Genomic DNA, 10865 nt, shown 5'->3' on the forward strand with positions numbered 1-10865 from the left:
ATCCTCGTCACTCCGGGTATCGAGCTGGACATTCAGACCGAGTACAAGCCTTATCGCTTGGACTCTCTCGTGAACAAATGGCTTGTCGTCGAGGTAGATGGAGCAGCTTGGCATTCATCCCCGGAGGCTGCTGAGCGCGATGGAATACGTGACGAATTCTTTGTCGCAAAGGGATTCCGTGTCCTGCGTATCCCGGCGAAGGTCGTCTTCAACACGCCGGCCAAGGCAGTCGAAATGGTTTGTGCCGCTGTCGCCCGCTGCAGACCGCCGGCGCCGAAGGTTGTGACGAAGTCGCCGCCGATATCGGTCGCCAAGACCTTCACGAATTCGATGAACTTTGTCGATGAATTTCTGGATCATATGGACGCTCACGTCACCAAAGAGCGTGCCATTCAAGAGGCCCTAGGGCCGTCGAAGCAGACATTCGATACCGAAAAGATGGTGATCGCCTCCGCGTTGGAAAATGCCAAGAAGTCGATAGCCCTCGAAGAGCAGCTATCGGCGAATGCCAATCTTCGGAAGCACTATGATGCGGCGCATGCTGAACTCGACCGGCTTATGCGAAGCACTCGGTCTAATCATGGCAGAAGCGATGCGACGACAATCACGATCTCGCCGATGTCGTGGCCACCGGTACATCCGGATCCTGACATCAACGCCGCGATCCTGGCCAAGAGTTTCAATCTGCACGGCAACCGCACGCACTACTTCGACGGTGTTAGGCAGCAGCTATCAAAGGATCGGCGTCTGTCTCCCCACGTCCAGAGTAATCTTGAAAGGCTAGGATGCCACGCGGTGTGGATGAGATCTCGAGGAAAAAGAGCCTTTCCCGCTTGGAGCGTTTGTGAAAGAGCTGGAAGCCAAGGGCAAAGGCGGCCCTTAAACGAAGCCCGCTGTCGAGGGGTAAGCCGGGCGGCGGTCGTGTGAGGCAAATACGGACGTCATGCCACGCGATGAGTTCTCGAAGAGCTTCCAACAGGGATTCGTCGCGATCAACCATCGGCGTCTTGCCGCCGACCGTGATGTCGATGCGAACCTTTCCGTCGGCGGTAGCCCGTGTGTCGATACCTGCCGTGACTCATTCATCGGCAGTGGTGATCTCGAAGGGGTTGGAGTCCGGCTCATAATCCTCCGGCAGCGTGGTCCATGTGCAAGGCTGGATGCCCTCGGCGGTGACTTTGTCGGCGACATGCTGACAAGCCCGGTGATAGAAGGCTGCGTCTTCGAGCTTCTGACAAACCTGGCCACAAGCATTCTCGGCATCGACCTCCACCAGATCGGCACACATCGCTTCAACGACGTCTTCTCGGCTGAGATTACCGGCCTCGACGGCAGCTACAGCGGCCTCCATGGTCATCTTCGGGCGAAGCCGTCCATATTCGTTATGAAAACAACTGCGGCGACCCCGATCTTTCTGCGGAGAGCCAGGCGAGCTCCACCATGATCCTTCTGGCTGCATTGTTCGTCAGGCAAATCCTGCCGTCCTCTAGGAATTACGTGAAGCCATCCCAGCGCTTGAGCATGTAGTCGATCGCCTCTGCGACCGGAGAACTGCGCGACAGCTTTGCCCGCTCGATTTGAAGCCAAACCTGCAGACCATCGACGAGTGGCAGGCTCACTTTCCGGCGACGCTCCAGGCGTTGGTCGGCGGTGTGGAATGCAACTCCGGGGACAGTCGGTCCCGATTTCCGCCGTTTCGGCGGTGCTATGCTAAATCTCCTGCGGCTGCCCCAGGAACCGGAGTTGCATGCGCGAATTCCCGAACCGTGGCTTTGCCACCGCTATGCTCGGTTCTCCGATATGCTCTTTGCCCGTTGGCCAATGTTCGCTCATGGCGAAACTAGGCTTCATTGTCTTTCGCCAAGGTTTGAAGCCTGCGGATTTCATCTGCGCATTCAAAAAGCAGGTGCGCGGCAACAAGATCCGGGCCGTTGTTGAGCTCTTTCGTGATTCGCTTGATCTGCGCGAGAAATGCGATCGGCGATCGTTTCAAGGGCACGTTCAATCAATCTGCGGCGCTCAGACGGTGGCAGCTTAGCCACCGGGTTTGCAGCAGCATAAAGTTCACTGAGAAAACTTGTACCTGACGACATCCCTTATCGTGAGGGCTTGCGGAAGCGACGTCAATGATGCTGGTGCGTATCCGGGCCCGGCTTTGGATGGCACGCAGTGACCTTCAGCATATTTCTGGCGGAGCCGGACTATCAATGCGGGCGCGAAAACGCGTTCATGTGGTAGCAGCGGCTATCAAGTAAAGGCGATGCCGCGGTAGACAGGAGCCATGGCAGCACAGATCGACATGTTTTCGAATGAACCGGATGATATCCCGGCGGCACCGGATCGCGATCCCAAACCGAAGAAAGCCACTTACGCAGTAATCAACGAGGCTGAGATAGTGCAGCATCTGATCGACACCGGCCGCTATCGTGTTGTGACCAAACTCAGGCACCGTCGCCCGCAATTTGGCCTGAAAGGGGTAATCATCGACACGGAAACGACGGGACTCAACTGTGCCTCATCATAAATGAGAAATCTGAGAGCGAATTTCTCAAAAAAACCGCCATCCGTTTCCAGATGGCGGCGCAAATCCGGTTAAATTATGCACACCTCAAATATAAACTGCATTAGACAATGCATTTTCGTCAGCGCTTATATACCAACAGATTTTTTGGGGGTCTTTCAATGCACATTGTTGGCCGAATTGTTCGCTTGTATAACAATGCGTGATCGAAGCCTGCTGCCGCGTCCGTCAGCCGGATACCGCTGTGCCTCATTCGAGGATGTCCGCATCGAGGCAAGCCGTGATGAAATGCGCACGGGATAGTGCCGTTCCGACATGCCCGCGCAGAGCGTCCTGGCAGGATTTGCGGGCTATCTTGTAGGACGGCCCTTTAAGCCCTCTCCAGCGCGTCACGAGAAAAGCCAGCGCATCTCCAGGACCAACGATGGTGTCTATCCGCTCATCGGCTGCGATCACCCGTACGGGATCCTCCCATCTTGTTCGAAGATTGATGCGAATGATCTCTGTCATTGGCTATGTAACGAGGATGTCGGCTTCCACGCATGCCGCAATGAAGTCGTCGCGAATTGCCGCGGCTGAGATCCGCCTACCAAGTGTTGCCATGCAGAGCTTTCGTGCGCGCTCGAAGTGTTCGCCGCGTTCCTTCGGCCATCGTTGCGTCATGGTGTTCAAAGCCGATTGCGGGCCGCCTATGTCGATGGAGACGCCATGTCCGATACGGACCCGCACGGGCTCCGCCCAGCTGATGTTGCTGCAGTTCATTTCTGTTTCGATAATCATTTCGGGGCTCCTCCCAGAGCTGCTCGAATAACTCAAAATGCTAATGTTTGTTCCGTCGTTCTGCGTCGAGATAACTGGGAACCAATCGGCCTGCTGTGTGTTTAGAGCCGCCGGACAGTTGGTTCCTCTGCTGCCGGCCCCATTCACTTTCAGGAGTTTTTTTATGAATCTTCGTCCGATCGCTGCCGGCCTTGTTTTTTCTCTCCTCGCAGGCGCCGCTGTCGCGCAGACTGCCGCAGCATCCGGAGCTGACGCCGCGCTCACGGGCCCTGGCATAACGATGGGCACTGCCGCCACCATTCCGCTCAAGTACGTGAACATTCAGGATACCGACCTGATGACCTCGCGTTTGATCGGCATCGACATCTACAACAAGCAGAATGAGACGATTGGTGAGATCTCAGATGTCGTTATCGGCGACGGAAAGTCGGTCATCGGTATCGTTGCCAGTGTCGGTGGCTTCCTCAGCATCGGCGAGAGCTATGTGGTCCTCGATCCGGCATCCGTTGCCCTTGCCGAAGTCGAGGGAACCTGGAAAGCCTTTGTCGACACCACGAAGGACGATCTCTCGAATGCCCCCAAGCTCGATTATTCGAAATTGAAGAAGTAACGATCGTGGCTGGTTGGGGCGCGCTTTCGGGCTCGCCCCAGCCTGCTTTTCTGGCCTCGTTTTCCCTGCAGCGATCCGCACCGCCCGGCAAGCCCGTTTCATGTGCAAGCCGGACACGTGCATCCATCGATGGAATAGCCAATGATCGACCAGATTTCTGCCATCGGCCAGTCATTCAACGTGCTGCCGCATCTCGGTGCGCTCGTTGTTGCCTATCTCCTCGCGCTGCCGATCGGATGGGATCGCGAAAAGAGCGAACGGAGCGCCGGTTTGCGTACCTTCCCTCTCGTTGCGATCGCCAGCTGCGGCTTCATCCAGGCGACGGAAAACCTGACGGCAGGCAATCCTGAGGCGACCGCCCGTATCGTCGAAGGATTGATCACGGGCATGGGCTTCATCGGCGGTGGTGCGATCCTGGTGGTGAGCAAAAGTGTCCGGGGAACCGCGACGGCTGCCAGTCTTTGGGCTACGGGCGCAATTGGAACAGCTGTTGGATTGGGCGCCTACGATATCGCGCTCGTCCTGTCGATCATGACTTTCCTGACGTTGCGGATGACGGCGAGTTTCAAACCATCGGACGACGCGGCTGGCCAACCTGCATCAAGTCCTGGCGATGCCACCAAAACAAGGAATTCCGATCCCGTCTGATCGTTTCCTGTCTTCGGTCGTCCGTGGCGTGGCTCTCCCGATAGACCTACCGCGACAGCCGGATATCGCTTGTGACGATTGGGCGGCCGGTCTTTGGGTCCTTGTCGATCGTTTTCAATCTTAGGCCCCTGGCGCCGATCTTTTCGATGGTCATGTGCGCCGTTCGGTCGCCATTGATCACCCGGCTCCAACGCACGGTGAAGTTGATTGCGTTGCCGTTGCGCGAGCCCGTCAATTGGGATGGCCGGCCCGACGGTCCGACATAGGTGCCACTGTATCTCGTGCCGCTGGCCTTGATGTCGGCGGAGACGGCCCGCCTGGCCACCACCAATCCACGGCACTGACCAGACATGGCAAGAGACGTGCCACGCGCCCTGCTGTCGAACGTGCATTTGACGTTGAGCGGCCGTGAGCCGATTGCGGTCGTCACCAAGCCATTGCCGGACCAGTTCCCACTGATCGACTTCAGAAATCCTGTTTCGTCGGCCAGAGCGGAATCGAAAGTGAGGAATAGCGCCAGCCCGAAGGCAATGATCGCGGAAAGTTTCATTTGGTCGCCTCCGGGCCTTGGAAGCCATCTCCAAACAGCTCTTGCCCACAACGCGCCGCCAGCCGCCCGGTTCCCGTGCGTTCGTGGGGGACGTCACCGGACAAGCTATTTGGCCGTGAAGAACGTCAGGAGCACTTTTCCCTTTTCCCCGACGAGGCAGACGAAACGATCGGCCTTTCCGGCAGCGCCCTTCCGCTCGATATAGGCTTCCCCCAGAATGACCGTTTTGACAGCAACGTCCTCGACCTTGGTGTCAGCTGCGCTGATTGCAATACTTTCGGCGTCGAAAACCAGGCCGGTAATCTCTGATGACTGTGCTTGCAGGGCGACAAGACCGGTCGACCTGCAAGCGGTCACTGCCGGACCTTCAACGGTCTGAGCCGGCGCTGGACCGGTCAACAAAAGAGACGACATCGCTGCCCCCAGGTATCGCTTGAATGCCATTGGGTTTCCCTTCGCTGCCAAAAGAGTACCGGCGGGGCAGGTCCGCGGCACCAAACGCATCCGGCGCCACACTGTTCCCTCGTCGATACGGGCAACAGAACAATTTGGGCAGGTCCCATGCCGACGTTTGTTCCCAGGGGCCCGCTAAGGTCGCCAACATCCCATGGCCAAGGGCGTGGAGATTTTCAGAAATTACCCGCTCCCAACAGATAGCCATCATTGCGAGCCGCGCTATCTGGAATAAGGGAATAGGACAGAGCATGGAGTAAACCGGGATTATGCCATCAGCGTCGGACGTCGAAAAGAACAAACCTGGCCGTGGCCGCGATGCCGAAACCCCCAATGAAATTCCGGCGAGGGGACTTCGGGATGTTTTCTGGCGCGTATCCACTGAAGTCTTGGAAGACCGTGTAACCCTTATTGCCGCCGGAGTGACGTTTTACATCTTGCTGTCTCTTTTCCCCGCACTTGGCGCCCTGGTGTCGCTTTATGGCTTCATCGCCGATCCCGGCACGATGGCCAAGCATATCACCTTCGTTGCTGACATCCTGCCTCCCGGGGCCTTCGACATCATCCTCACGCAGCTCAACATTCTCGTTCAAGCCAAAACGTCCACATTGAGCGTAAGTTTCCTTGCCGGCCTGGCGATCGCCATCTGGAGCGCCAACAGTGCAATCAAGGCATTGTTCGACGCGATGAACATCGCCTACGGCGAAGTGGAAAAGCGCGGTATCGTTCGCCTCAACCTGATCTCGCTTGCCTTTACGGGGATCGGCCTGGTGCTCGCCGCTTTCTTTATCGCGGCGCTGGGCGGGGTTCCCGCCGCACTTTCGTATGTCTGGCTCGATCGCTGGCAGGAAACTCTGATCAGCGTTCTTCGCTGGCCGGTCGTCCTTGTCGTCATCGCCGGTGCCGTTGCATTGGTCTATCATTTCGGGCCAAGCCGCGAGCCTGCAAAGGCCCGTTGGCTAACGTGGGGAGCCGTGTTCAGCACGCTCCTCTGGCTCCTGGCTTCGATCCTCTTCTCCTATTATCTGACGACATTCGCCAACTATGACGCAACCTATGGCGCGCTCGGCGCGCTGATCGGCTTCATGATCTGGGCGTGGATTTCCGTAATCATCGTCATTGTCGGGGCCGAATTGAATGCGGAACTCGAGCACCAGACCGCCCGCGATACGACGACTGGCCCCCCAATGCCGATGGGAAGCCGGGGTGCATATGTCGCCGATACTGTCGGCGCTTCTCTGGATTGATGGCACCGGCTACCTGTTCGGGCTCTTGGAGAAACGGCACGGCGGGAACATTGCGGACCGTTGCGGGTTTTCAGTCAGGATCATTCATCCCAAGACATCGGGGCCGTGTTGAAGATCGCCACGTACAATGTGAACGGCGTCAACCGGCCGTCTCGACGTCCTCCTGCGCTGGCTTGAGGAGGCGGCACCGGATGTCTCTTGTCTGCAGGCGCTGAAAGCACCCGATGAAAAATTCCCCGCAAAAGAGCTTGAAAGAGCCGGGTATGGAGCGGTCTGGCAGGGGCAAAAATCATGGAATGGCGTCGCCATCCTGTGCAAGGACAGGGAGCCGCTTTTGACCCGGTAGGGACTTCCCGGCGGCGCCGATGACGCGCAAAGCCGCTACATTGAGGCGGCGATAAGCCGTATGGCGATCGGGTGCATCTATGCGCCGAAGGCAATCCGGCGCCAGGCCCGAAGTTCGACTACAAGCTTGGCTGGCTTGACCGGTTGAGCCGTTATGCCGGCGAACTGTTCGCACTGGATGTACCTGTCATCCTTGCAGGGGATTATAACATCATCCCGACGGACCTGGAAGTCTATAAGCCGGAGCGCTGGCGAGACGACGCCCTCTTCAGGGTCGAGGTGCGCCAAGCCTTTCACAAACTCGGTGCAATGGGCTGGACTGATGCGTTGCGCCACCTTCATCCTTCAGAACGGATCTACACGTTCTGGGACTATTTCCGTAACGCCTATGGGCGCAATGCCGGTCTTCGGCTCGATCATTTTCTTATCAGCCCCGATGTGGCGAAAAGACTGAGTGCTGCAGGCACCGACAAGCATGTTCGCGGCTGGGCGCACACGAGCGACCATGCGCCCGCGTGGATCGACCTCGAAGACGGTTAGGATCGTCCGCAAAAGTGCAGACAGATATGGCCCAGGATTTGCGCAAGCATATCGGCCAGTCTTGGCATCGGCTTTGCCCGCAATGGACGAAGGAGTTTGCCAACCGAAACTTAGCTTCTAAAGGTGAGGGGAGTGGACTTCAGGATCGGCAGGAGGGTCGCGTGGAAGATGGCGGATCCAACGGCATCGCGAGATGGTATGGTCAGGCCGTTGAAGAATGGTGCGGCGGAGCGTGTCCATCCCCGGATTGCTATCGAGGACGACTGCCAATCTCCTGCTGTCCCTAACGTTTACTTGTTGATCTCAACCCAGACGTCGTAGCCACAGTGAGAGCAACAATCGGTGGGAACCTCCGTCACCATTCCACACTGCTTACACCCAACAGACCCTTCAAGGGTCGTGCCCCGTTTAACAAATTTCGGCGGATCAATTTCCCAAGGCGGAACGATGGGTAGTCCCGGTTTGGGATTCTTTGCCAAGAAGATGCTTAAACCGCCATTGGTTTCGACATAGGCGCGGGCGACCTCACCGAGGTTTTCTACGCCCTGCCTGCGTAGCTGCTGGAAAAGCTCGCTTTGACTAAACGTCGTGCTCGCGATAAACGCCTTGCAAACCACACCATCACGGATGGCCTCCTCTGGCACGCCATCGATCACAATTTCGGCCCGCGCGCTCTTCGCGATGAACAGATCCAGCGCTTTATTCGCCAAGACCACCATCGTGATGACAAGCAATGCGTGAAGAAGCGGGACGTCCGGGTAAAACATCGAGTCGCCCACCGCCGATCCCAATGCGATAACCAGCAGGAATTCAATAGTTGAAAGTTGACCGATCGTACGACTGCCCAGCCAGCGCAGAAGGGCAAGGCAGTAAACGTAGATAATGATGGTTCGAAATGCGATTTCAAATAAGAACTCGAGCGGAGCGTCGCCCACCAGCATCCGGTTCCAATCAAACGCCTGAATCGCTTCTTCCATGTCTTCCCCCAATGGTGGAGGCGAAACGTTCAAAGTCTATATGTGTTCCTTCTGCTCTGTTAGTTATGTGCGTGAGGTCGCAGGATCGGGTGCTGTGCGATCACGGTAGCGTATTTGTGGGGTAGCAGCTCTCTGCTTTTGCCTGGTGGGAATGGCACGATTCGTCCTCCTACCCTGACACGACGTCTGGAACGCCGACCGGGAAGTCACAGCCACGCGCGTTCGATCTTCCGATACGCAGCTAATTCGGCTCTGCAGCGGGCGCGATTTCTGTTTGAGCCGGTTGCGGCAAAGGTGCAGCCTGTCGCCCGTCATCTGATGGTGTCGAAGACGAAGTGGTATCTCCGTTTGCGGGGCCTTGTGTCATCGTGCCAGCGCCGGCCATTTGATCGGTCCCGACGGGTTGAGGCGTCACCGCGCCATCTGCAGCTGTAACCCGCCAGACGGTGTTGCCGGCATCGTCTGCGATAAGCAATGCGCCAGTGCCGTCTATACCCAGGCCGACGGGACGACCCCTGGCCTGATCACCCTTGATGAAACCGGTGACGACATCTTGCGTCTTGCCGGCCGGTTTGCCGTTTTCGAAGGGAATGAAAGTGACCCTGTAGCCGTTGAAGACGTGACGGTTCCAGCTGCCATGTTCGCCGACAAAAGCACCGTTGGCGTAAGGCGCGGGCAGGGCGGAGTTCAGGGAGAAGGTGAGGCCCAGCGCGGCAACATGGCTTGAGAGCGCATAGTCTGGCTTGGTTGCCTTCTCAACCATGTCGGGCCGCGGCGGGTGAACGCGGGCATCGACATGATTTCCGTAATAGCTCCACGGCCAGCCATAAAACCCGCCCTCCTTGACCGAAGTCGCATAGTCAGGGACGAGATTAGGCCCGAGCTCGTCACGCTCGTTGATGACCGCCCAAAGCTGCCCGCTTTCGGGGTTGAAGGCAAGCCCGTTCGGATTGCGCAGGCCTGAGGCAAACACGCGGGCAGCACCCGTCTGGCGATCCACCTGCCAGATCGCGGCGCGGCCTTTTTCCGCCTCCAGGCCGTTCTCGACGATATTGGAGTTCGAACCGACCGACGCGTAGAGAAATCGGCCGTCCGGGCTCAAGGCAAGATCCTTGGTCCAGTGATGGTTGATCGGGCCGCCCGGCAGTGGGGCAAGCACTTTCGGCGCGGCGGTGATGGCGGTTTCGCCAAGCTTGTAAGGATAGGCAAGAATTGCGTCGCTCGCTGCAATGTAGAGCGTGTCATCGATCCAGGCGAGACCGAAGGGTGAGTTGAGCGCTTTCAGCAGATCATAGCGTTCATCGACCGCACCATCCCGATTGATATCGCGCAGCAGCGTGACAATGTTGCTTTCCTTCTGTTCACCGCCACCGCCATGGGCCATCGCCATGATCCAGCCGCGGATGAAATCCTTAGGTCGTGATTGAATTTCACCCTGCGGCGCGCGAGATTGAACGATTAGCACGTCGCCGTTCGGCAAAGTGTGAACCGCCCGCGGATTGGCGAAATCCTTCGCATAGGCTGTAATTTTCAGACCGGCTGGTACCGTTGGCGTCTCGTCTTGCCTCCAGCCGATGACCTCGGCCACTTTCATATCCGGTAAAAGCTCGGAAGACGGCTCGGGAAGAACGGGATCGGCACCGATTTGCTGGGCGGTATCGAACGCCTCGGGAGCCTGGTTGCAGGCAGAAAGTGCCATTGTCGAAGCGGCTAGGAGAAGGATCGATGAACGGAGCGAAAGGTGGGTCATGGCATTCTCCAGTTCAAAGCGCGTTCCGATCGGGCCGCGAAGACAAGCGTCAGCAAGATGATGAGAAACGTTGCGGCCGAGAGCGCCAGACCGTTCGGCACGACGGCCGTCCAACCGTCGCCGGCATGGACGAGACTGTTGAGAACGGCCAGCGCGAGAATAACCAGAAAACCGAGTGTCTCCGGTAAGCGCGGCCGCAGCAGGCGGGTCGAGGGACGCAGGAGATCGATGAGGCCCGCGATGATCCCAATCGCCCCACCGATCAGCCCCGCAAACAGCAGCCACGCGGAAAAGTTCTGCCACATGAGATTAACCGTTTGCCAGAACAGGATATCGGTCGCGAGTGCCAGCGCGAAACTGACCAAGGGGATGGGAACGAACAATCGCTGAAGCGGATAGCCTCTGGAGTATGTCTGCGAGCTTTGCATGGATATCCCCCGCTCA

General features: G+C 57.7%; 14 protein-coding genes and 2 pseudogenes. 7 read left to right on the forward strand and 9 right to left on the reverse strand.

Annotated elements, in window-relative coordinates; translation table 11 throughout:
- Positions 1 to 927 carry a DUF559 domain-containing protein gene (locus ASC96_RS04145; RefSeq protein ID WP_348270792.1) on the forward strand — a complete coding sequence of 309 codons (927 nt, stop codon included), beginning with the start codon at positions 1 to 3 and terminating at the stop codon, positions 925 to 927.
- Between the two features lie 151 nt (positions 928 to 1078).
- Here ASC96_RS04145 and ASC96_RS32415 read toward each other — a convergent pair whose 3' ends face one another.
- Both ASC96_RS32415 and ASC96_RS31500 read right to left on the reverse strand, forming a co-directional pair.
- Positions 1079 to 1351, reverse strand: coding sequence for a hypothetical protein (locus ASC96_RS32415; protein WP_156397358.1), 273 nt, complete (start codon positions 1349 to 1351; stop codon positions 1079 to 1081).
- 145 nt (positions 1352 to 1496) lie between these two features.
- Positions 1497 to 1652 (reverse strand): annotated as a pseudogene (locus ASC96_RS31500) (transposase); the annotation flags it as partial.
- Positions 1653 to 1747: 95 nt separating this feature from the next.
- Here ASC96_RS31500 and ASC96_RS32420 point away from each other — a divergent pair.
- Both ASC96_RS32420 and ASC96_RS04155 read left to right on the forward strand, forming a co-directional pair.
- Positions 1748 to 2038 (forward strand): hypothetical protein, encoded by a 291-nt coding sequence (locus ASC96_RS32420; RefSeq protein WP_156397360.1) that lies wholly within the window; start codon positions 1748 to 1750, stop codon positions 2036 to 2038.
- A gap of 243 nt (positions 2039 to 2281) precedes the next feature.
- Positions 2282 to 2524, forward strand: coding sequence for a hypothetical protein (locus ASC96_RS04155; RefSeq protein WP_060501678.1), 243 nt, complete (start codon positions 2282 to 2284; stop codon positions 2522 to 2524).
- A gap of 246 nt (positions 2525 to 2770) precedes the next feature.
- On the opposite strand, the gene ASC96_RS04160 is transcribed toward ASC96_RS04155, so the two are convergent.
- Both ASC96_RS04160 and ASC96_RS33165 read right to left on the reverse strand, forming a co-directional pair.
- On the reverse strand, positions 2771 to 2977 hold the full coding sequence (locus ASC96_RS04160; protein ID WP_162246317.1) for a DUF982 domain-containing protein: 207 nt from the start codon (positions 2975 to 2977) through the stop codon (positions 2771 to 2773).
- Positions 2978 to 3034: 57 nt separating this feature from the next.
- Complete coding sequence (locus ASC96_RS33165; RefSeq protein ID WP_060501682.1) at positions 3035 to 3301, reverse strand: DUF982 domain-containing protein; 267 nt, start codon at positions 3299 to 3301, stop codon at positions 3035 to 3037.
- A gap of 163 nt (positions 3302 to 3464) precedes the next feature.
- On the opposite strand from ASC96_RS33165, the gene ASC96_RS04170 reads away from it, so the two are divergent.
- Entirely contained in the window at positions 3465 to 3911 is a 447-nt protein-coding gene (locus tag ASC96_RS04170; protein ID WP_060501685.1) for a PRC-barrel domain-containing protein, read from the forward strand.
- 141 nt (positions 3912 to 4052) lie between these two features.
- Positions 4053 to 4559: an MgtC/SapB family protein gene (locus tag ASC96_RS04175; RefSeq protein WP_060501686.1), complete on the forward strand. Its 507-nt coding sequence runs from the start codon at positions 4053 to 4055 to the stop codon at positions 4557 to 4559.
- A gap of 46 nt (positions 4560 to 4605) precedes the next feature.
- On the opposite strand, the gene ASC96_RS04180 is transcribed toward ASC96_RS04175, so the two are convergent.
- Together ASC96_RS04180 and ASC96_RS04185 are read right to left on the reverse strand one after the other, a co-directional pair.
- Positions 4606 to 5109 (reverse strand): hypothetical protein, encoded by a 504-nt coding sequence (locus ASC96_RS04180; protein ID WP_060501688.1) that lies wholly within the window; start codon positions 5107 to 5109, stop codon positions 4606 to 4608.
- A gap of 105 nt (positions 5110 to 5214) precedes the next feature.
- Positions 5215 to 5553, reverse strand: coding sequence for a hypothetical protein (locus ASC96_RS04185; protein WP_060501690.1), 339 nt, complete (start codon positions 5551 to 5553; stop codon positions 5215 to 5217).
- 278 nt (positions 5554 to 5831) lie between these two features.
- Here ASC96_RS04185 and ASC96_RS04190 point away from each other — a divergent pair, with 278 nt between their 5' ends.
- Positions 5832 to 6809 (forward strand): YihY/virulence factor BrkB family protein, encoded by a 978-nt coding sequence (locus ASC96_RS04190; RefSeq protein ID WP_060501692.1) that lies wholly within the window; start codon positions 5832 to 5834, stop codon positions 6807 to 6809.
- Between the two features lie 108 nt (positions 6810 to 6917).
- Positions 6918 to 7694, forward strand: a pseudogene (gene xth / locus ASC96_RS04195) (exodeoxyribonuclease III).
- A 290-nt stretch (positions 7695 to 7984) separates the two neighbouring features.
- On the opposite strand, the gene ASC96_RS04200 reads toward xth, so the two are convergent.
- The 3 genes from ASC96_RS04200 to ASC96_RS04210 form a co-directional block, all read right to left on the reverse strand.
- Positions 7985 to 8671, reverse strand: coding sequence for a YetF domain-containing protein (locus ASC96_RS04200; protein WP_060501694.1), 687 nt, complete (start codon positions 8669 to 8671; stop codon positions 7985 to 7987).
- A gap of 241 nt (positions 8672 to 8912) precedes the next feature.
- Positions 8913 to 10421, reverse strand: coding sequence for a sorbosone dehydrogenase family protein (locus ASC96_RS04205; RefSeq protein WP_060501696.1), 1509 nt, complete (start codon positions 10419 to 10421; stop codon positions 8913 to 8915).
- Complete coding sequence (locus tag ASC96_RS04210) at positions 10418 to 10849, reverse strand: DUF2231 domain-containing protein (protein WP_244481853.1); 432 nt, start codon at positions 10847 to 10849, stop codon at positions 10418 to 10420. The genes ASC96_RS04205 and ASC96_RS04210 overlap by 4 nt, the downstream gene beginning before the upstream one ends.
- Positions 10850 to 10865 lie beyond the last annotated feature (16 nt).

This window comes from Rhizobium sp. Root1204 (genome assembly GCF_001424965.1).
Lineage (GTDB): Bacteria > Pseudomonadota > Alphaproteobacteria > Rhizobiales > Rhizobiaceae > Pararhizobium.